This window comes from Nocardioides sp. Leaf374, from assembly GCF_916862475.1.
Lineage (GTDB): Bacteria > Actinomycetota > Actinomycetes > Propionibacteriales > Nocardioidaceae > Nocardioides > Nocardioides kribbensis.
Genome location: NZ_CAKASO010000015.1, coordinates 32,500 through 52,438 on the forward strand (window position 1 = coordinate 32,500; position 19,939 = coordinate 52,438).

17 protein-coding genes are annotated in these 19,939 nt (G+C 73.7%); 8 read left to right on the top strand and 9 right to left on the bottom strand.

Annotation, left to right across the window (positions count from 1 at the left end):
• Window positions 1–51 precede the first annotated feature (51 nt).
• Entirely contained in the window at window positions 52–1,344 is a 1,293-nt protein-coding gene (gene mdo / locus LPA27_RS09220) for an NDMA-dependent methanol dehydrogenase (protein WP_056865852.1), read from the bottom strand.
• Between the two features lie 182 nt (window positions 1,345–1,526).
• Between mdo and mftF the strand changes: the two genes are divergently transcribed.
• On the top strand, window positions 1,527–2,975 hold the full coding sequence (mftF, locus tag LPA27_RS09225) for a mycofactocin biosynthesis glycosyltransferase MftF (protein ID WP_228942237.1): 1,449 nt from the start codon (window positions 1,527–1,529) through the stop codon (window positions 2,973–2,975).
• Here the strand turns inward: mftF and LPA27_RS09230 are convergent.
• The 6 genes from LPA27_RS09230 to LPA27_RS09255 form a co-directional block, all read right to left on the bottom strand.
• Entirely contained in the window at window positions 2,923–4,242 is a 1,320-nt protein-coding gene (locus LPA27_RS09230) for an MFS transporter (RefSeq protein ID WP_056903472.1), read from the bottom strand. The genes mftF and LPA27_RS09230 overlap by 53 nt on opposite strands.
• Window positions 4,243–4,291: 49 nt before the next feature.
• The gene (locus tag LPA27_RS09235) at window positions 4,292–4,657 is read right to left on the bottom strand and encodes a lipopolysaccharide assembly protein LapA domain-containing protein (RefSeq protein ID WP_056865855.1); all 366 of its coding nucleotides are present in this window, start codon (window positions 4,655–4,657) and stop codon (window positions 4,292–4,294) included.
• A gap of 30 nt (window positions 4,658–4,687) precedes the next feature.
• Window positions 4,688–5,539 (bottom strand): aldo/keto reductase, encoded by an 852-nt coding sequence (locus LPA27_RS09240; RefSeq protein ID WP_228942238.1) that lies wholly within the window; start codon window positions 5,537–5,539, stop codon window positions 4,688–4,690.
• Between the two features lies 1 nt (window position 5,540).
• A complete protein-coding gene (gene gndA, locus LPA27_RS09245) occupies window positions 5,541–6,995 on the bottom strand; it encodes an NADP-dependent phosphogluconate dehydrogenase (RefSeq protein ID WP_228942239.1) in 1,455 nt (484 codons plus the stop codon).
• Between the two features lie 60 nt (window positions 6,996–7,055).
• A complete protein-coding gene (locus LPA27_RS09250) occupies window positions 7,056–7,670 on the bottom strand; it encodes an alpha-ketoglutarate-dependent dioxygenase AlkB (protein ID WP_228942240.1) in 615 nt (204 codons plus the stop codon).
• A gap of 61 nt (window positions 7,671–7,731) precedes the next feature.
• Window positions 7,732–8,175: an SRPBCC family protein gene (locus LPA27_RS09255; RefSeq protein ID WP_228942241.1), complete on the bottom strand. Its 444-nt coding sequence runs from the start codon at window positions 8,173–8,175 to the stop codon at window positions 7,732–7,734.
• A gap of 104 nt (window positions 8,176–8,279) precedes the next feature.
• On the opposite strand from LPA27_RS09255, the gene LPA27_RS09260 reads away from it, so the two are divergent.
• Window positions 8,280–8,999, top strand: coding sequence for a GntR family transcriptional regulator (locus tag LPA27_RS09260; RefSeq protein WP_056865860.1), 720 nt, complete (start codon window positions 8,280–8,282; stop codon window positions 8,997–8,999).
• A gap of 27 nt (window positions 9,000–9,026) precedes the next feature.
• On the opposite strand, the gene LPA27_RS09265 is transcribed toward LPA27_RS09260, so the two are convergent.
• Window positions 9,027–9,386, bottom strand: coding sequence for a hypothetical protein (locus LPA27_RS09265; RefSeq protein ID WP_228942242.1), 360 nt, complete (start codon window positions 9,384–9,386; stop codon window positions 9,027–9,029).
• Window positions 9,387–9,479: 93 nt separating this feature from the next.
• Here LPA27_RS09265 and LPA27_RS09270 point away from each other — a divergent pair, with 93 nt between their 5' ends.
• The 6 genes from LPA27_RS09270 to LPA27_RS09295 are packed head-to-tail and all read left to right on the top strand — an operon-like array spanning window position 9,480 to window position 19,474.
• Window positions 9,480–9,824 (top strand): hypothetical protein, encoded by a 345-nt coding sequence (locus LPA27_RS09270; RefSeq protein ID WP_056865862.1) that lies wholly within the window; start codon window positions 9,480–9,482, stop codon window positions 9,822–9,824.
• Window positions 9,821–10,561, top strand: a complete 741-nt coding sequence (locus tag LPA27_RS09275) for a hypothetical protein (protein ID WP_228942243.1) — start codon at window positions 9,821–9,823, stop codon at window positions 10,559–10,561. Before LPA27_RS09270 ends, LPA27_RS09275 begins: the two co-directional genes overlap by 4 nt.
• Window positions 10,558–10,866 carry a hypothetical protein gene (locus LPA27_RS09280; RefSeq protein WP_228942244.1) on the top strand — a complete coding sequence of 103 codons (309 nt, stop codon included), beginning with the start codon at window positions 10,558–10,560 and terminating at the stop codon, window positions 10,864–10,866. Before LPA27_RS09275 ends, LPA27_RS09280 begins: the two co-directional genes overlap by 4 nt.
• A gap of 10 nt (window positions 10,867–10,876) precedes the next feature.
• Window positions 10,877–15,799, top strand: coding sequence for an NAD-glutamate dehydrogenase (locus LPA27_RS09285; protein ID WP_228942245.1), 4,923 nt, complete (start codon window positions 10,877–10,879; stop codon window positions 15,797–15,799).
• A 43-nt stretch (window positions 15,800–15,842) separates the two neighbouring features.
• On the top strand, window positions 15,843–17,651 hold the full coding sequence (locus LPA27_RS09290; protein ID WP_228942246.1) for an ABC transporter ATP-binding protein: 1,809 nt from the start codon (window positions 15,843–15,845) through the stop codon (window positions 17,649–17,651).
• On the top strand, window positions 17,648–19,474 hold the full coding sequence (locus LPA27_RS09295) for an ABC transporter ATP-binding protein (RefSeq protein ID WP_228942247.1): 1,827 nt from the start codon (window positions 17,648–17,650) through the stop codon (window positions 19,472–19,474). The genes LPA27_RS09290 and LPA27_RS09295 overlap by 4 nt, the downstream gene beginning before the upstream one ends.
• Window positions 19,475–19,486: 12 nt before the next feature.
• Here the strand turns inward: LPA27_RS09295 and LPA27_RS09300 are convergent, their stop codons facing one another.
• The gene (locus LPA27_RS09300) at window positions 19,487–19,876 is read right to left on the bottom strand and encodes a tautomerase family protein (protein ID WP_056865868.1); all 390 of its coding nucleotides are present in this window, start codon (window positions 19,874–19,876) and stop codon (window positions 19,487–19,489) included.
• Between the last annotated feature and the right edge of the window lie 63 nt (window positions 19,877–19,939).

A 19,939-nucleotide genomic window follows, 5' to 3' on the forward strand; every position in this document is an offset into this window, starting at 1 on the left:
GGGACCTGACCGGCGCGCGGCGGGCGTGGGAGCGCCCGCCGCGCGGCGGCGTCAGCTGAGCAGGTCGTCCAGGTCGCCGTTCATGCAGTGGTCGACCACCGGGCGCACCGTCTCGAAGGTGCACTCCTTGGCGTTGCCCGGGGTGCAGGCGTCGCCGAGGACGTGGTGGGTGATGCGGTCGACGTCGGCGGCGTCGCCGGTGATGACCCCGGCGTTCTCGTAGAACGCGGTGGGTCCCTCGCCGAGCCGGTTCTTGGAGTAGCTGTCCTTAGTGACGTCGGTGAACTTCTCGGTGATGCCCACGTCGCGCAGCAGCCGGATGGCGGCGGCGAGCGCGGCGTCGGCGGCCTGCGGCTTGGTCATGCCGTGGGTGTCGATGCCCATCGCCTCGGCGATGTCGGCGAAGCGGGCGTACTGCGCGGGCATGTTGAAGGCCCACACGCGCGGCAGCGCGATGGCGTTGTTGAGGCCGTGGTGGGTGTCGTAGAAGGCCGACACGGCGTGCGAGATGGAGTGGATGATGCCGAGGCCGCCGGAGTTGAAGGCCTGGGCGGCGATGTACTGGGCGTACATCATGCCCTCGCGGCCCTTGAGGTCCTGGCCGTTCCAGACCGCCTCGCGCAGGTTCTCCGAGGTCAGCTTGATCGCGCGGATCGCGTTGCCGAGCGACGGCTCGAAGTTCAGCCGCGAGACGTAGGGCTCGCTGGCGTGGGCGAGCACGTCGAAGCCGCACTGGGCGGTGTAGTCGACCGGGCAGTCGAAGTAGAGCACCGGGTCGTCGATGGCCAGGCTCGTCACCGAGGCGTCGTCGAAGGCGACGTACTTGTGCGGGTTGTCGGGGTCGGTCGTGGTGTCGGTGATGACGTAGGCCCACGAGGTCTCCGAGCCGGTGCCGGCCGTGGTCGAGACCGCGATGTGGGGCGGGTTCTTCGGGTTCTCGGACATGTTGAAGCCCTCGAACTCGTTGACGTTGCGCCCGTCGTGGGCCACCGAGACCCGCGCGCCCTTGCAGGCGTCGTGGGAGGAGCCGCCGCCGATGGAGACGAAGGAGTCGCACTCGTTCTGCTGGTAGAGCGCCACGGAGTCCATGACGTTGTAGTCCTTGGGGTTGGACTCGACCTTGTCGTACACGACGACCTCGAGGCCGTGGTACTTCATCGACTCCACGATCTTGTGCACGATGTCGGTGCCGCGCAGGCCCGACGTCATCACGAGGGTCTTGCGGAAGCCCATCTTGAGGGCCTCGGGGCCGATCATCTCGTGGGCGCCCGGACCCATGAGGGCACGGGGGAAGGGGTGGAACTCCTTGATCGGGAAGGGCTTGAGCAGCTCGTCGACTTGCATGTGGGACCTCCTGGTCGCGCTGGCTGGTGCTCGCCCTGCGGACGCTAGGAGCGTGCGGACCGCACCGACAGACGAGGACGCGGAAACACCTCGGCGGGGCAGTGGGGACCTGCCCGTCGGGACAGGGCGGCCACGGCCCGGGGAGGGGTGCGCCGGGTCGCGCCGGTGCCTAGCGTGAGCGGGTGCGGCCACCGACCGAGCCCCTCGCGACGCTCTCGCCGCGCACCCACGTCTGCGACGGCGGCCGCTCCCTGCTCGGGGGCGGGGGCGGCGGCGAGTCCGGTCTGGTGCGCCTCGACGACGCGGAGGCCGCCGCTGTCGCGGCCGGACCGGTGGGGGGCGAGCTCGCCCGCCGGCTCCTCGACGCCGACCTGGCCGACCCGCTGGTCACGCCGCGGCCGGTGGACGCCCGCGAGGTCAGCGTGGTGGTGCCGGTGCGCGACGACGCGGTGCGACTGGGCCGGTTGCTCGCCGCGCTGCGCGAGGACCTCCCACCCGGGGTGGAGGTCGTGGTCGTCGACGACGCCTCGCGCGCCCCGGGCGAGGTCGCGGCGGTGGCGCTGGCCCACGGCGCGCGAGTGGTGGCGCACCGGCGCAACCGCGGCCCCGCCGCGGCCCGTGACAGCGGCCTGCGGGAGGTGACCACGCCCTGCGTCGCGTTCGTGGACGTCGACGTCGTGCCGGAGCCGGGCTGGCTCGAGCGACTGCTGCCGCACCTGGACGACCCGTCGCTGGCCGTGGTCGCGCCGCGGGTGCTGGGGCCCGCCGCGCGCCCCGGCGACGGCGCGGTCGCCCGCTACGAGCAGGCGCGCTCCTCCCTCGACCTGGGCCCGGCGCCGGCGGCGGTGCGCGCGGGCGGCCGCGTCTCCTACCTCCCCGGCGCCTGCCTCCTGGCCCGCACCGCGGCGCTGGGCGACGGCTTCGACCCACGGCTGCGCTGCGGCGAGGACGTCGACCTGGTGCGCCGCCTGCTCGCCGCGGGCTGGCGGGTGCGCTACGAGCCCGGCGCCCACGTGCGTCACGAGCACCGGACCGGCGTGGCGGCCTGGGCCGGCCGCAAGGCCTTCTACGGCACCTCCGCGGCTCCGCTGGCCGCCCGCCACCCGCAGGCGGCGGCCTCGCTGGTGCTGCGGCCGTGGACCGTCGCGCTGCTGGGCGGGCTCGTGGGCGCGCCCCTGCTCGGGCGGCGGGCGCTGGCGGTGACCGGCGCCGCGGCGGGCCTCGCGCTCGTCGGGCGCACCCGCGGCCTGCGGCGCGACGGGTCGCCCCGCCCGGTGCGGGCGGCCGCGATCGTGGTGCTCGAGGAGGCGGTGGCGGCGCTGTGGGGGAGCGGGTCGGTGCTGCTGCGCGAGCAGTGGCCCACGGCCCTGCTCGCCGCGGTCGTCTCGCGCCGGGCCCGCCGTACGGTCGTGGTGGTGGGGGTGCTCGACGCCGTCGCCGACCACCGCCGCACCGGCCCGCGCCTCGGCCTGGTCCCGTACGCCGCCCTGCGCCGCCTCGACGACGTGGCCTACGGGGCCGGTGTGTGGGCCGGTGCCCTGCGGGAGGGATCGGTGCGCGCGCTGGTGCCCGTGCGGGTCAGTCGACCGCGGCGCCCGACCGGTCGGGGCGGGGCCGCACCCCGTTGGTGACGGGGTCGAGCTGGGGCTCCAGGCGCAGCACGGCCAGGGCGCCGCAGAGCAGGCACCCGACGACGAGCAGCCCGATGTAGACCTCGCCCAGCGCGTGGCCGATGAGGAAGCCGGAGACCGGCGGGGCGATGACGGCGGCGGCCTGGAAGGAGGCCGAGCTGAGCGCGTTGTAGCGCCCCCGCAGGTGGTCGGGGGCCAGGTCGTTGACCAGCGCCGGGATGGTCGGCTGGAGCAGGGTCTCGCCGAGGGCGAAGACGGAGGCGCAGGCGGCGACGAGCACGGTGGCCGCGACGGTGCCGGCGACCAGCCCGGTGGCGCCGAGGCAGAGCCAGGCCAGCGACCAGATCACCGCCATCACCGCGATGACCCGGGTGCGCCGCAGGCCCTCGATGCGCTGGAGCACGAACAGCTGGAGCACCACGATGACCAGGGTGTTGGCGCCGAAGGCCAGGCCCAGGCCCTGGGTCGAGACCTCGCCGACGGCGCGGGCGTAGGCCGGCATCCCGGCGTTGAGCTGGGAGTAGCCGACGAAGGACGACACGAAGCCCAGCACCATGAGCGAGGCCACGGCGGGCCGGCGCAGGACCACGAGGTAGCCGACCGACGGCCCGGTGGTCGCGGTGTCGTGGTCGGGCCGCCCGGCCACGTGGCGCAGCGGGCCGAGGAGCAGGACGATCGCGGGCAGGTAGCTCGCGGCGTCGCCGAGGTAGATGGCCTGGAAGGTCGAGACCTGCTCGACGTCGACCAGCACCCCGCCGAGGATCCCGCCGATCCCGATGCCGAGGTTGAGCAGGGTGAAGTTGACGCCGAAGTAGCGCTGGCGCAGCGCGGCCGGCACGACGGCGGCGATGAAGCTCTGGGAGGCCGGCCAGGAGACGCCGAAGGCGACGCCGTTCAGCGTCAGCGCCACCCCGGCCAGCAGCATGGTCGAGGCAAAGGCGAGGAGGGCGTTGCCGGCGACCAGCAGGAGCAGCGAGGCGAGCAGCACCCGCCGGGCCCCGATGCGGTCGATGAGGGCGCCGCCGGGGCCGACGATGAGGAAGCCGATCAGCGGGGGCACCGCGAGCAGCAGCCCGACGTCGGCGAGGGCGAAGCCGCGGACCTCGTTGAGGTAGACGACCTGGAAGGGCAGCACCAGACCGGTGCCGAAGAACTCCAGGACCACCACCGACAGCAGCAGCCGCCCCTCCCGGGGCAGGTCGTGCCAGAAGGACGCGAGGGTCGGGCGGTCGGTCGTGCCGGTGCTGCCGGGGGTGCTGGTGCTCATCTCCGGCGCAGTCTCGCACCTGCGCCGGAGACGACGGAATCGACCGCGGTCAGCCCTTGCGGTTGACCTTCACCTCGCGCTTGACGCGGCGTCGCAGCTGCAGGATGCGCATGCTGCCGACGATGCCGGCCAGCAGCATGCCCGCGGCGGCGGCGATGAGGAGGGCGGCGGCCTGGGGCAGCTCGGCCTCCCAGGGCAGGAAGGCCACGGTGACCCGCTCGGTGTTCTGCATGATGAAGACCACCAGCAGCACGAGCACCACGATCGAGGCGATGACGGCGACCCAGAGGCCGCTGGTGCGTGAGCCGCGCAGCGGGTCCTCGTGGCGGCTCGAGCCGGTGTCGGTCGGGGTGGGCGTGGGGTCGGTGCCGGGGCCGCGGTCGCCCGCGGTGGGCTCGTGGGACTGGGTGCTCATCGGTCGTCTCCTGGTGGTGGGGAAGGGGGGTCAGGCCGTGGCCCGGGCCAGCGCCTCGAACTCGGTGTCGCTCAGCTCGATCCCGGCCGCCGCGGTGTTGGACTCGAGGTGGTCCAGGCTCCTGGTGCCCGGAATCGGCAGCATGACAGGGGAGCGGCGCAGCAGCCAGGCCAGCGCGAGCTGCGAGGGCGTGGCGTCGTGCTCGCGGCTCGCCGCCGCCAGCGGTCCGTCGTCCTTCGACAGCGCGCCGGTGGCGAGGGGGAACCACGGGATGAAGCCGATCCCCTCCGCCTCGCAGTAGTCCACGAGCTCCTCGGCGCTGCGGTCGGCCAGGTTGTAGAGGTTCTGCACGGTGGCGATGGTCGCGACCTCGCGGGCGGCCCGGGTCTGCTCGACGCTGACCTCGGAGAGCCCGATGTGGCGGATCTTGCCCTCCTGCTGCAGCGCGGCCAGCTCCCCGACCTGGTCCTCCAGCGCGACCTCGGGGTCGATGCGGTGCAGCTGGAAGAGGTCGATGCGCTCGAGGCCGAGGCGGCGCAGGCTCAGCTCGCACTGCTGGCGCAGGTAGGACGGGCGACCGACCGGGATCCACTGGCCGGGACCGGTGCGGGTCAGGCCGGCCTTGGTGGCGATGACGACGTCGTCGGCGTAGGGGTGCAGCGCCTCGCGGAGCAGGTCCTCGGCGACCTCGGGGCCGTAGGAGTCGGCGGTGTCGAAGAGGGTGACGCCGAGCTCGACGGCGCGACGGAGCACGGCGATCGCGCCGTCGTGGTCCTCGGGCGGCCCCCAGACGCCCTCGCCCGTGAGCTGCATCGTGCCGTAGCCCAACCGGCTCACGGGCAGGTCGCCGCCGATGCGGAAGGTGTCGCTCGGGCCGGTCATGTCAGGCCTCCTGCTCGGTGCGGTCGCCCGCCCACGTGGTGTGGAAGGAGCCGTCGCGGTCGACCCGCTGGTAGGTGTGGGCGCCGAAGTTGTCGCGCAGGCCCTGGATGAGCGCGGCGGGCAGGCGGCCGCGCCGCAGCCCGTCGAAGTACGACAGCGAGGAGGCGAAGGCCGGGATCGGCACGCCGGCCTGCGCCGCGGTGGCCACCACGTCGCGCCAGGCGTCGACGCCGTCCTTGACCGCGTCGGCGAAGTAGGGCGTGGTCAGCAGCGTGGTGAGGTCGGGCTCCTCGGCGTAGGCCTCCTTGATGCGGTCCAGGAACTGCGCCCGGATGATGCAGCCGCCGCGCCAGATGGTGGCGATGCTGCCGAGGTCGATGTCCCAGCCGTGCTCCTCCGCGCCGGCCGCGATCTGGTCGAAGCCCTGCGCGTAGGCCACGACCTTGGAGGCGTAGAGCGCCGCGCGCACCTGGTCGACGAAGACGTTGCGGTCGACCTCGACGGTGTGCTCCTCGGAGGTGGTGGAGAACATCTCGCGGGCCGCGGCGCGCTGCTCGGCGTGGCCCGAGAGGCTGCGGGCGAAGGTCGCCTCCGCGATGCCGGTGATCGGCACGCCGAGGTCGAGGGCGCTCTGCACGGTCCAGCGGCCGGTGCCCTTCTGCTCGGCCTGGTCGAGCACGACGTCGACGAAGGGCTTGCCCGTCTCGGCGTCGGTGTGGCGCAGGACGTCGGCGGTCATCTCGATGAGGAAGGACTCGAGGTCGCCGCGGTTCCACTCGTCGAAGACGTCGGCGATCTCGGCGGGCTCGAGGCCGCCGACGGTGCGCAGCAGGTCGAAGGACTCCGCGATCAGCTGCATGTCGGCGTACTCGATGCCGTTGTGCACCATCTTGACGAAGTGCCCGGCGCCGTCGGGACCGACGTGGGTGCTGCACGGGGTGCCGTCGACGACCGCGGCGATCGACTCCATCACGGGGCCGAGGTTCTCGTAGGCGTGCTCGGAGCCGCCCACCATGATCGAGGGCCCGTTGAGGGCGCCCTCCTCGCCGCCCGAGACGCCCATGCCCACGAAGTGCAGGCCCTTCTCCTCGAGGGCCTGCTGGCGGCGCAGGGTGTCGGTGAAGTGCGCGTTGCCGGCGTCGACGACGATGTCGCCCTCGTCGAGCAGCGGCACCAGCTCGTCGATGACGGCGTCGGTCGGCCCGCCGGCCTTCACCATCACCAGGATGGTGCGGGGCTGCTGGATCGAGGCGACGAAGTCCTCGAGGCTCTCCGAGCCCACCAGCTCCCCGCCGCCCTCGCGGGCCTCGTCGGAGAACTCCTCGACGAGCGCGGTCATCTTGGCGGCGGTGCGGTTGTGCACGGCGATGGTGTGCCCGTTGCGGGCGATGTTGCGGGCCAGGTTGCGGCCCATGACAGCGAGGCCGGTCAGGCCGATGGTGGCAGTGGCGTCCATGGTTCGACACAACCACGGGTGGGGGGCCGCTGTTCCGCCCAAGGGGGTGAGTGGGTGCGGTCAGAACACGTTGAGCGGGCGGAACTGCACCGAGACCCGCGGCCCGGCCGAGGCGACCTTCGGCACGGCGTGCTCCCAGGTGCGCTGGCAGGAGCCGCCCATGACGAGCAGGTCCCCGTGGCCCATCTCGAAGGACAGCGAGGCCCCGCCGCCACGGGGGCGCAGCGCCAGGCGCCGCGGGTCGCCGAAGGAGACGATCGCGACCATCGTGTCCTGCGTCGAGCCGCGCCCGATGGTGTCGCCGTGCCAGGCCACGCTGTCGCGCCCGTCGCGGTAGTAGCAGCAGCCGGCGGTGCGGAAGGGCTCACCGAGCTCGTCGGCGTAGTGCGCGCTCAGCGCGTCACGGGCCTGTGCGAGCCGCGGGTGGGGCAGGGCGTCGCCGACGAGGTAGGTGTGCACGAGCCGCGGCACATCGACGACGCGGTCGTACATCTGGCGTCGCTCGGCGCGCCACGGCACGTCGGCGACCAGGGTGGCGAGCACGTCGTCGGGCTCGGGGAGCCACGTGCGGTGCACGTCGACCCACGCGCCGTGCGACAGCGGGTGGCGCTCGAGGGCGCTCAGGTCACCGACCTGCGCGACCGGCGCCTCGAAGAGCGACGACTGGAAGTCCACGCGACCACCCTAGCCCGGTCGGTCGAACGCGTGTTCGACCGACCGGCCGGCGCGCCGCCGGTCAGACGGCCTTGTTCAGCAGCGTGCGGGTGATCTGCTCGACGGTCTCGTCGGCCAGGGTGTCGAGCTTGCCGCGCAGCACGATGGGTGCCACGAGGTTGAGCAGGAAGCCGAAGTCGAAGTCGGCCCGGTAGTGGATGCGGGTCGCGCTGCCGTCGGCGTCGGGGGAGAAGCTCAGCGTGTCGGTCGCGGTCGCCGACTTGTTGGTGCCGCGGAACTGCACGCGCGAGGGCCGCTCGAAGGCCGTCGTCTCGTAGGTCAGGTCGACCGTGCGGCCCATGAACTGCGAGGTGTTGGCGTACGTCGTGCCGACGCCGCCGTCGCCGGAGGTGCGGGTGGTGGTGACGGTGCCGGGGTCCCACTCGGTGGTGTGCGCGAAGTCGCTGAGGTAGTCGAAGACGGCCTCGACGGGCCGCGGGACGGTGAAGGTGCGCTCGACGTGCATGGGTCGAGGGTAGGGAGGGGGACGCGGCACGGGCTCACCCCTGGGGCGCCCGAGGTTGCGCATTCGCCGGACAGGGCGCCGCGCGCCTCCCTAATCTGGGGGGCGTGGAAGACGTTCTGGCGCCGGATGGGCGTGGCCTCAAGCACGTCGCGGTGCGCGAGTACGTCCGCTCCCTGGTGACCGGCAGCGCTCCCGGGTCGCCCGCTCCCTCCGAGCGCGAGCTCGTGCACCAGTTCGGCGTGGCCCGCATGACGGTGCGCCAGGCGATGGACGCGCTCGTGGTCGAGGGGCTGCTCGAGCGCATCCCCGGGCGGGGCACCTTCGTCGCCCGCCCGCGGCGTGCGGCCAGCCGGATCACCGGCTACACCGAGGAGATGTCACGGCGCGGGCTGCTGGCCGAGTCGCAGACCCTCCTCGCGCGTCGTGAGCAGGCCGGTCCCGGCGTGGCCCGTGCGCTGAGCCTGACCGAGGGCGACGCCGTCATCCACTGGCGGCGGCTGCGCCGCGCCGACGGCACGCCGATGTGCCTCGAGGACGCCTACCTCAACGAGGTCCTCCTGCCCGGCTTCCTCCAGAGCGGCATGCCGACCAGCCTCTACGACGCCCTCGACGGCCGCGGCCTGCGCCCGACCTGGGCCGAGGACTCCATCACCGCCGACCGGGCGACGCCCGAGGAGGCGACCCTCCTGGAGGTCGACGAGGGCGCGCCGGTGCTGCGCCACTCGCGACGCGCGCTGGCCGGCGACAAGGTCGTCGAGGTCTCGCGCACCGTCTACCGCGCCGACCGCTTCACGCTCTGGGTCCAGCTCGGCCACGACGCCTGAGGGCCACGACGCCTGGGAGGGGTCGGCTCAGAAGGGGCGCCACTCACCGAGGCGGCCCAGGTCGGCGACCGTCTGGCCGGTCTCCTCGCACACCCAGTGCGGGTCGGGGCCCCCGAGGTCGGGCTGGATGTAGAGCGAGTGCTCCGGCGCGTCGGGGCAGCCGACGCACAGGGGCCAGCGACCGGTGCTCTCGAAGAGCGCGTCCTGCACGTCCTGGGCGACCAGGCCGGCGACGTACTGCGCCCCCTCGGGCCACTGCCCCGCCCACCACGAGCGCGCCGAGACGGCGTCCTCCAGCGCCGACACGGCGGGTGGCGTGGCGTGGTCGCGGGCCCGGAGGTCGGCCAGCACCCGCGCCCGGGCGTCGAAGAGCAGCGCGTTGTCCACAGCCCCATCATGCTCCCGTTTCAAAGCCCGCCCCCGCCGGGCACCTGGAGGGGGCCGGCGCACCGTGCGCCGGCGGGGAGCGGGAGGTGGGTCATGACGGGTGGACCGGAGATCACGAGCTGGGCCGAGACGTGGCGGGTGCCGCGTCACCTCGCGGTGCTGGCCGAGCAGGAGCGCGCGGTGAGCGACTACGCCCGGGAGTGGGTGGCGCGGCGCGACGGCTTCGAGCCGAGCCCGGTGTGCGTGCTGCGGCCCCTGGCCGAGGCCATGGACCTCGTGTCGGCCGCCTTCGACGCGCTCGACCGGCGCTTCGCGGCGGTCTGGGCCGACGCGGTCGACGACGTGGAGTCGGCCCTGGCCGGGCTCGAGGCCGCCGACCTCGACGCGTCGGCGTCGGCCGCGCTCGTGCACCGCGACGTGGCGGGAGCGGGGGCGTGAGCGGCCCGGTGCTGCTCGACCCGGTGCTCCTCGCGCCCGGGGAGAGCGACCCCCAGCGCCGCCACGACGCCACCTTCGAGTCGTGGGACGCCGCCTTCTCGGCCATGCGCGACACGATCAACCTGGGGGTGCGCGCCCTCAACGGCGTGGGCGCGGGGCTGCCCGAGCTGCCGGGCGGCAGCCTCGAGGAGCTGGTCGTGCTGCCGTTGAGCGGCGACTACACCGCGATCCGGCAGAACGCGACGGCCTGCGTGACCACCGGGTCGGCGTGGGCCGCCTGGGCCGGCAACCTCGACCGTCTCGCCGTGCACGTCGCGCTCGGGTGGAGCGGGCTGGCCGGGGCCGCCTGCGCGGCACGGATCGAGGGGCTCGCCCTCGTCGGCCGCGCGGTGGGCGCCGTCGTGGAGCGCGGCGCGCTCGTGCTGGAGGAGGTCGCCGACGTCTCCGAGCGGCTCGGGGTCGAGGTCGAGCACCTCGTCGTCGAGCTCGGCAAGGCCATGGCGCGGCTCGTGCGCGCGCTGCTCAGCCGCGCCTCCGGACCGGCCGGGTGGGCCGCCCTGGCCGCCGAGGTGGCGATGAAGGGGCTCGACGCGATCACCGACCTCGTCGACGACGTCCGGCTCGTGGTCGACCTGGTCCAGCGGTTGCTGGAGCTCAAGGAGACGGTGCCGGTCTGGGCCCGCCACGTGGGCGACCGGCTCGCGCTGCTCGCCTCCCTGCCCGACCTGGTGCCGTGAGCGGCTCGCAGGCCGACCGGCTCCTCGCCGCCGCGCTCGAGCGGTCGGGTCGCACCCTGCGGCGCGCCGCGGAGCTCGACCGCGGTGTCCCGCGGCCGGTGCTCGGTGCGCTGGAGCGCGCTGCGCGCGGCGGGACGCTCGCCCAGCGGCGCCACGCGGCCTCGGTCGACCGCGGTGAGACCACGTGGGAGGCGCTGTGGCGCGACCCCTGGAGCCTCGGGGCGGGCGAGGGCGTCGACCTCGTGCGCGCCGCGGTGGTCGAGACCGGGCGGGGCGCGTTGGCCCCACCCGTCCGGGGGTCCTAGGGTCGGTCCCGTGTCAACGACGACGCATGATCTGGACAAGTCCGACCTCCTCGCGAAGGCGACCGACCTGGCCCGGGCCGGGAAGGGCACGGGCGGTCCGCCCCACGACGACGTGGGCGCGCTGCTGGCCGCCTACTACCGCCACGTCGCCCCGGAGGACCTCGCCGGTCGGAGCGAGGCCGACGTCTACGGCGCCCTCGCCTCCCACCACCGGCTGGCCACGGAGCGGCCGCAGGGCACCGCGGCGGTGCGCGTGCTGACCCCGACGCTCGCCGAGCACGGCTGGTCGGCCTCCGGTCACACGGTCGTGGAGGTCGTCACCGACGACATGCCCTTCCTGGTCGACTCCCTCACCATGGAGCTGGCCCGGCAGCTCCACGACGTGCACGTGGTCGTCCACCCCCACTTCGACGTGCGGCGCGACATCACCGGAGCCCTGCAGCTCGTCGGCGTCGTCGACGACGGCGCGCTGCAGCCCGACGGCGAGGCCGTGCGCGAGTCGTGGATGCACGTCGAGATCGACCGGCTGCCCCAGGGCGAGACCGGGGAGCAGCTCGCGCGCGACCTGGTCGCCGACGTCCAGCGGGTGCTGCGCGACGTCCGCGAGGCGGTCGAGGACTGGAGCCGCACCCGCGGCCGGATGCTCGAGATCGTCGAGGAGCTGCGCCAGGACCCGCCGCCGCTGGACCCCGAGGAGGTCCGGCAGGGCGCCGAGCTGCTGGAGTGGCTCGCTGACGACCACTTCACCTACCTCGGCTACCGCGAGTACCACCTCGAGACCGTGCCGTCCGAGGGCTCCGCCGGCGGCTCGACCGGCGGCTCGGAGGGCTCGGCCGAGGACGAGGTGCTGCGCGCGGTGCCGGGCACGGGCCTGGGCATCCTGCGCGCCGACCAGGACCAGTCGGAGTCCTTCGCGCGCCTGCCCGAGGCGGTCAAGGCCCGCGCGCGCGAGCGCAGCCTGCTGGTGCTGGCCAAGGCCAACTCCCGGGCGACCGTGCACCGCCCGGCGTACCTCGACTACGTCGGGGTGAAGACGTTCGACGCCTCGGGGGCCGTGGTCGGGGAGCGTCGCTTCCTCGGGCTGTTCTCCTCGACCGCCTACGCCGAGAGCCTCACCCGCATCCCGCTGCTGCGCGAGCGCGCGGCCGCCGTGCTGCGCCGCAGCGGCTACGACCCGCGCAGCTACGCCGGACGTGCCCTCATGGACACCCTCGAGACCTACCCCCGCGACGAGCTCTTCCACACCAGCGTCGACGAGCTGGCGCCGCGCGCCGAGGCGGCCATGCACGCCCGCGAGCGGCGCGCGGTGCGCACGATCACCCGGCGCGACACCTACGGGCGCTACGTCTCGGTGCTCGTCTACCTGCCGCGCGACCGCTACAACACCGCGGTGCGCGAGCGCTTCTCCCAGATCCTCCTCGACCGTCTCCACGGCGAGTCGGTCGAGTTCACCGTGCGGATCAACGAGTCGACCACCGCGCGCGTGCACTTCGTCGTCCACCTCTCCGCCGACGCGGCCGGGGGGAGCGGCGACATCGACGCCGCCGACCTCGAGCGTCGGCTCTCGGAGGCCAGCCGCAGCTGGCGCGACGACTTCACCTCCGCGGTCATCGCGGAGTACGGCGAGGAGGCCGGCGCCCGCCTCGGGCGGCGCTACGTCGACTCCTTCCCGGAGGCCTACAAGGAGGACTTCTCCCCGCGCACCGCGGCGGTCGACCTGCGTCGCCTCGAGGACGTCGAGGGCGAGGAGGGCATCGACCTGTCGCTCTACGAGCAGCTCGACGCCGGCCGCGGCGAGGCCCGGCTCAAGGTCTACCGCGTCGGCGAGCCGCTGAGCCTCTCGCAGGTGCTGCCCATGCTGTCCTCCCTCGGGGTCGAGGTCGTCGACGAGCGCCCCTACGAGCTCGACGGCCTCGACCGGCCGTCCTACGTCTACGAGTTCGGCCTGCGCTACGGCCGCGCCCTGCCCGAGCGGGCGCGCGGCCTCTTCCAGGACGCGCTGCGCGCGGTCTGGGAGGGACGCAGCGAGATCGACGGCTTCAACGGGCTCGTGCTCGGCGCCGGGCTGACCTGGCGCCAAACCTCGGTGCTGCGCGCCTACGCCAAGTACATGCGCCAGGCCGGCTCGCCCTTCGCCCAGGACTCCATCGAGGGCGCACTGCGCGACAACGTCGACCTCACCCGGCTCCTGGTCGCGGTTTTCGAGGCCCGCTTCGATCCCCACCCCGGCGCCGGGGCACGCGGGGAGGACGACCTCGTCGCGGCCTTCGGTCGGGCGCTGGAGGACGTCGCCAGCCTCGACCACGACCGCATCCTGCGGTCCTACCTCACGCTGGTCCGCGCCACCCTGCGCACCAACTACTTCCAGACCGTCGACGGTGAGCCCCACGCCTACCTGTCCTTCAAGCTCGACCCGCAGGCCGTGCCCGACCTGCCCCAGCCGCGGCCCCGCTTCGAGATCTTCGTGCACTCCCCGCGGGTCGAGGGCGTGCACCTGCGCTTCGGCGCGGTCGCACGCGGCGGACTGCGCTGGTCCGACCGCCGCGACGACTTCCGCACCGAGGTGCTCGGCCTGGTCAAGGCCCAGATGGTCAAGAACACCGTGATCGTGCCGGTCGGCGCCAAGGGCGGGTTCTACGCCAAGCAGCTGCCCGACCCGGGCGACCGCGAGGCCTGGATGGCGGAGGGGGTGGCGGCCTACACCACCTTCGTCCGGGGTCTGCTCGACCTCACCGACAACCTGGTCGACGGCGTGACCGTGCCCCCGCGCGACGTGGTGCGCCACGACGGCGACGACTCCTACCTCGTGGTCGCCGCCGACAAGGGCACGGCGACCTTCTCCGACCTCGCCAACGCGGTGGCGGCCGACTACGGCTTCTGGCTCGGCGACGCCTTCGCCTCGGGCGGCTCGGTGGGCTACGACCACAAGGCCATGGGCATCACCGCCCGCGGGGCGTGGGTCTCGGTGCAGCGCCACTTCCGCGAGCGCGGCATCGACTGCCAGACCCAGGAGTTCACCTGCGTCGGCATCGGCGACATGAGCGGCGACGTCTTCGGCAACGGCCTGCTCTGCTCGCCCACGACCCGGCTGGTGGCCGCCTTCGACCACCGCCACGTCTTCCTCGACCCCGACCCCGACCCCGCGACGTCCTACGCCGAGCGCCGTCGGCTCTTCGACCTGCCGCGCTCCAGCTGGCAGGACTACGACGCCTCCCTGATCTCCGAGGGCGGGGGCGTGTGGTCCCGGACCCTGAAGTCCGTGCCGGTCAGCCCCCAGGTGCGGCGGGCGCTCGGACTGCCCGACGACGTGGACCGGCTGACCCCGGCCGAGCTGATGCGGGCGATCCTGCAGGCCCCCGTCGACCTGCTGTGGAACGGCGGCATCGGCACCTACGTCAAGGGCTCGCAGGAGACCCACGCCGACGCCGGCGACAAGTCCAACGACGCCATCCGCGTCGACGGTCGCGAGGTCCGCGCCCGCTGCGTCGGCGAGGGCGGCAACCTGGGCCTGACCCAGGCCGGCCGCATCGAGTACGCCCAGCGCGGCGGCGACGGCTCGGGCGGGGCGATCAACACCGACTTCATCGACAACTCCGCCGGCGTCGACACCTCCGACCACGAGGTGAACATCAAGATCCTGCTCGACCGGGTGGTGGCCGCCGGCGACCTCACGGGCAAGCAGCGCAACGCCCTGCTGGCGGAGATGACCGACGAGGTCGCCTCGTTGGTGCTGGCCGACAACTACGAGCAGAACCTCGCCCTGGCCAACGCCGCCGACCACGCCGCCGCGCTGCTGCACGTGCACGAGGACTGGATGCGCCGCCTGGAGCGCGACGGCGTGCTCGTGCGCGAGATCGAGGGCCTGCCCTCGAGCGCCGAGGTGCGCCGGCGCCTCGACGCCCGGGAGGGCCTCACGGCGCCCGAGCTCTCGGTGCTGCTGGCCTGGACCAAGATCGTCCTGGCCGAGGAGCTGCTCGAGTCCGACCTGCCCGACGACCCCTACCTCGCCCACGACCTGGAGGTCTACTTCCCGACGCCGATGCGCGAGCGCTTCGCCGCGCAGGTCGCCGACCACCCGCTGCGACGCCAGATCATCGTCACGCAGGTGGTCAACGACCTGGTGAACGGCGCCGGCATGACCTTCTGGCCCCGCCTGGGCGGGGAGACCGGCGCGAGCGCCGCCGAGCTGACCCGGGCCAACTTCGTGGCCCGCGAGATCTTCGGCTCCCTCGACCTGCGCGAGCGGCTCGCGACCCTCGACACCCGCATCGACGCCGGCGTGCAGACCCGGGCCCGGCTGGAGATGCGCACGCTGGTCGAGCGGGCCTCGCGCTGGCTCGTGGTCAACCGCCGCCCCCCGCTCGACTCCTCGGCCACGGTGGAGCACTTCCGCGATCCGGTGCAGGCGACGATGGCGGCCCTGCCCGACCTGCTCACCGGGCGCGAGCTGCAGGCCTTCGAGGACCGGCGTGACCGGTTGGTGCGCGGCGGGCTCGACGAGGAGCTCGCCTCGCGCGTGGCCGGTCTGCAGCCGGCCTACACGCTGCTGGGCGTGGTCGACCTCGCCCTGCGCGACGGGCTCGACCCGGTCGAGGTGACCCGGGTGCACGTGGCCCTGGGCGAGCGGCTCGGTCTGCCGGTGCTGGTCGACCGGATCCTGGACCTGCCGAGGCACGACCGGTGGCAGACCATGGCCCGGGCCGCCCTGCGCGACGACCTCAACGCGGTGCACGTGCAGCTCACCGGTCAGGTGCTGGCCGCGACGTCGGGGGAGGAGTCGGCCACCGCCCGCATCGGCTCGTGGGAGGACGGCGACGAGGTCGTGGTCTCGCGGGCCGCGGCCACGCTGCAGGAGATCTGCTCCGACGAGAGCGCCGACCTGGCGCGGATGTCGGTCGCGCTCCGTGTCGTGCGGGGACTGCTGGCCGGCTGACGGATTGGCCCGTTGTCGGCGCCCGCGCCTAGGCTGCTTGACGATGTCAACTGTTCTCGGGCCGTCCCCCGCCGAGGCCCCGGCGGGGGCCGCCGCGCCGCCGCCGGCCGACGTGCGCTCGCTGCTGCGCCTGGCGCCGTACCTGCGGCCGCACGTGGTGGCCCTGACCATCATGCTGCTGACCAGCCTCGGGGTGGTGGCCCTGTCGATCGCGGTGCCGCTGGTCACCAAGGCCCTCATCGACGGGCCGATCACCGAGCGCGACGCGGGGGCGATCCTCCCGCTCGGCCTGCTCGCGCTGGGGCTCGGCGTGCTCGAGGCCGTGCTGGTCTTCTGGCGCCGCTGGGTGCAGTCCAACGCCGTGCTCGGCATCGAGACCGCGATGCGCCACGACCTCTACGAGCGCCTCCAGCGCCTGCCCATGGCCTTCCACAGCCGCTGGGGCTCGGGTCAGCTGCTCTCACGCGCCACCACCGACCTCTCCGCGATCCGCCGCTTCAGCGGCTTCGGCGTGCTCTTCCTGCTGGTCAACGTCGTGCAGCTGGTCGCCACGACCGCGGTGCTGCTGCACATGTACTGGCCGCTGGGCCTGGTCGTCGCGGCGGCCGCCGCCCCCATCGTGTGGCTGTGCATGCGCTTCGAGAAGGAGTACGTCGTCGTCTCGCGCCGCGTGCAGGACGAGCAGGGCGACCTCGCCACCCTCGCTGAGGAGGGCGCCGTCGGCATCCGCGTCATCAAGTCCTTCGGCCGCAGCGGCCACGTCGGCGAGCAGTACGCCGCGGCCGCCCGCACCCTGCACGCCACGAGCATGGACAAGGTGCGTCTCTCGGCCCGCTTCTGGACCTTCCTCGGCGCGGTGCCCAACCTCGCGGTCGCGGCGGTGCTGCTGCTCGGTGCGATCGGCGTGGGCCGCGGCGCGCTCACGCCCGGCGAGCTGGTCGCCTTCATCACGCTGATGCTCTCGCTGGTCTGGCCGATCTCCTCCCTTGGCGTCATCCTCGCCATGGCCCAGGAGGCGATGACGGCGAGCGCGCGGATCCTGGAGATCTTCGACACCGAGCCCGCCATCGTCGGCGGCACGCGCCGCATCGAGCGGCCCCGCGGCCACCTGCGCCTGGAGCACGTCGACTTCGCCTTCCCCGACGCCCCCGACGAGCCGGTGCTGCGCGACGTCAGCCTCGACGTCGCGCCGGGGGAGACCGTGGCCCTCGTCGGTGCCACCGGGTCGGGCAAGACCGCGCTGACCGCCCTGGTGCCGCGGCTGTGGGACGTGACCGGCGGACGGGTGCTGCTCGACGGGATCGACGTGCGCGAGCTCGACCTGGTGCACCTGCGCTCGCTGGTCGCCACCGCCTTCGAGGACCCCACGCTCTTCTCGATGAGCGCCCGGGAGAACCTCACCCTCGGTCGCGCCGACGCCTCCGACGCCGACGTCGCCGAGGCCCTCGAGATCAGCCAGGCGCAGTTCGTCCACGACCTGCCGTGGGGTCTCGACACCCGCATCGGCGAGCAGGGGCTCTCGCTCTCCGGGGGCCAGCGGCAGCGCCTGGCCCTGGCCCGTGCCGTGCTGGCGCGCCCGGCCGTGCTGGTGCTCGACGACACCCTGTCGGCCCTCGACGTGCACACCGAGAAGCTGGTCGAGGAGGCGCTGGGCCGCGTCCTGGGGTCGACCACGGGGCTCGTCGTCGCGCACCGTGCCTCCACCGTGATGCTGGCCGACCGGGTCGCGCTGGTGGAGCACGGCACCATCACCCACGTCGGCGAGCACCGCGAGCTGCTGGCCACCGTGCCCGCCTACGCCCGGCTGCTGTCGGCCGAGGCCTGGGCCGACGACGCGGCGGTGTCGGTGTGAGCGCCGCGACCGACTGGCGCGGCGCGGCGGCGGTCGACGCCGACGAGGCCGCCGAGGCGATGACCGCCGCGCGGCTGGGCGGGGGCGCCCGCCGGCTGCTGGGGGAGCTGCTCGCGCCCTACCGACGGGCGCTGTGGCTGCTCGTCGCGGTCGTCGTCGTCGAGAACGCCGCGCGCCTGGCGATCCCCTACCTGGTCAAGGTCGGCATCGACTCGGGCATCCCGCCCATCCGTCGCGACGACGACCTGACGGTGCTGCTGGTGGTGGTCGGCGCCGTGCTGGGCGCGACCCTGCTCCAGGCCGTCGCGCGCCAGCTCTTCCTGGTGCGCTCCGGGCGCATCGGCCAGGACGTCCTGCTCCAGGTGCGGCGCCGGGTCTTCGGCCACTTCCAGGACCTCAGCCCCGCCTTCCACGACGGCTACACCTCGGGCCGGGTCATCTCGCGCCAGACCTCCGACGTCGACGCCGTCTACGAGATGCTCGAGACCGGCTTCGACGGGCTCGTCACCGCGGCGCTCACCCTGGTCGGCACCGCGGCCATCCTGCTCTTCCTCGACGTCGAGCTGGGCCTGGTGGCGCTGCTGTGCGGGCCGTTCCTGGCGCTGCTCACCAACTGGTTCCGCAAGGCCTCGGCCCGCAGCTACCGCGCCACCCGCGAGAAGGTCGCGCTGGTCATCGTCCACTTCGTGGAGTCGATGGGCGGCATCCGTGCGGTGCAGGCCTTCCGGCGCGAGCCGCGCAACCAGGAGATCTTCGACGACGTCAACGAGCAGTACCGCGCGGCCAACCTCGTCGCGTTCCGTCTCGTCGCGTGGTTCATGCCCGGCATCCGCCTCATCGGCAACGTCACCATCGCCGTCGTGCTGCTCTACGGCGCCCTGCTGGCCTACCGCGGCGACGTGACCGTGGGCGTCCTGGCCGCCTTCCTGCTCTACCTGCGCCAGTTCTTCGAGCCCATGATGGAGATCTCGCAGTTCTACAACACCTTCCAGTCGGCCTCCGCGGCGCTGGAGAAGCTCGCCGGGGTGCTGGAGGAGGAGCCCGACGTGCCGGAGCCGACCTCACCGGTCGCGCTGCCCACCGCCCACGGGGAGCTGCGCTTCGACCACGTGCGCTTCGCCTACGTCGAGGACCGCCCGGTGCTGCCCGACCTCGACCTCGTCGTGCCGGCGGGCCAGACCCTGGCCCTGGTCGGCACGACCGGCGCGGGCAAGACCACCCTGGCCAAGCTCGCGACCCGCTTCTACGACCCCACCGGCGGCCGGGTGCTGCTCGACGGGGTCGACGTGCGCGACCTGACCTCCGACACCCTGCGCGACCACGTCGTCATGGTCACCCAGGAGAGCTACCTGTTCTCCGGCACCATCGCCGACAACATCCGCTTCGGGCGCCCGGGGGCCACGATGGCGCAGGTGGTCGAGGCGACCACCGCGCTGGGGGCCCACGACTTCATCGCCGCGATGCCCGACGGCTACGACACCGACGTCGCCAACCAGGGCGGTCGGCTCTCGGCCGGCCAGCGCCAGCTGGTCGCCTTCGCCCGGGCCTTCCTGGCCGATCCCGCGGTGCTCATCCTCGACGAGGCGACGTCCTCGCTCGACGTGCCCTCCGAGCGCCTGGTGCAGCAGGCGCTGCGCACCGTGCTGGCGGGCCGGACGGCGGTGATCATCGCCCACCGGCTCTCGACGGTGGAGATCGCCGACCGGGTCCTGGTGATGGAGCACGGACGCATCGTCGAGGACGGCGCGCCCGGCGACCTGGTCGCCGGCGGCACCGGGCGCTACTCCGCCCTCCACGACGCCTGGGTGGAGTCGCTGGCCTGAGCGCGGCGCGGGTCAGAGGCCGCCGTCGAGGAACTGCGCCCTGCCCTCGCCGAAGGACCAGTCCTCCTTCTCGTTGGCACTCACCGAGACGATGAGGTCCTGCGGGCGCACCGCGCAGTGCTCCTCGAGCCGGTCGGCGAGCGCCCGGTAGAGCGCCTGCTTCTGCTCGGCGTCGCGGCCCTGCTGGAAGACCTGCACGACGACGATGCCGTCGGTGCGCTCGTAGCCCAGCCCGGTGTCCTCGGCGATGATCTGCCCGGCCGGGTGCTCGGTCACCACCTGGTAGCGGTCGCGGGCCGGCGCGGCGAAGACGTCGAGCATCACCTCCTGCACGACGTCGGCGAGGCGCCGCAGCTCCTCGGGGGTGCGGCCGGCGGTGACGTCGATCCTGACGAGCGGCATGGGTCTCCTCGGGGTGGTGGGGTCGGCGGTGACGGGTCGTGCCCGAGTCAAGCAGCAGGCCCC

Excerpts from the sequence above, each read along its gene's own strand:
- LPA27_RS09270 (WP_056865862.1), top strand. The coding sequence starts at position 9,480 with ATGACGGGTGGACCGGAGATCACGAGCTGGGCCGAGACGTGGCGGGTG.
- LPA27_RS09290 (WP_228942246.1), top strand. The coding sequence starts at position 15,843 with ATGTCAACTGTTCTCGGGCCGTCCCCCGCCGAGGCCCCGGCGGGGGCC.
- gndA (WP_228942239.1), bottom strand. The coding sequence starts at position 6,995 with ATGGACGCCACTGCCACCATCGGCCTGACCGGCCTCGCTGTCATGGGC.
- LPA27_RS09240 (WP_228942238.1), bottom strand. The coding sequence starts at position 5,539 with ATGACCGGCCCGAGCGACACCTTCCGCATCGGCGGCGACCTGCCCGTG.
- LPA27_RS09255 (WP_228942241.1), bottom strand. The coding sequence starts at position 8,175 with ATGCACGTCGAGCGCACCTTCACCGTCCCGCGGCCCGTCGAGGCCGTC.
- LPA27_RS09235 (WP_056865855.1), bottom strand. The coding sequence starts at position 4,657 with ATGAGCACCCAGTCCCACGAGCCCACCGCGGGCGACCGCGGCCCCGGC.
- LPA27_RS09300 (WP_056865868.1), bottom strand. The coding sequence starts at position 19,876 with ATGCCGCTCGTCAGGATCGACGTCACCGCCGGCCGCACCCCCGAGGAG.
- mdo (WP_056865852.1), bottom strand. The coding sequence starts at position 1,344 with ATGCAAGTCGACGAGCTGCTCAAGCCCTTCCCGATCAAGGAGTTCCAC.
- LPA27_RS09230 (WP_056903472.1), bottom strand. The coding sequence starts at position 4,242 with ATGAGCACCAGCACCCCCGGCAGCACCGGCACGACCGACCGCCCGACC.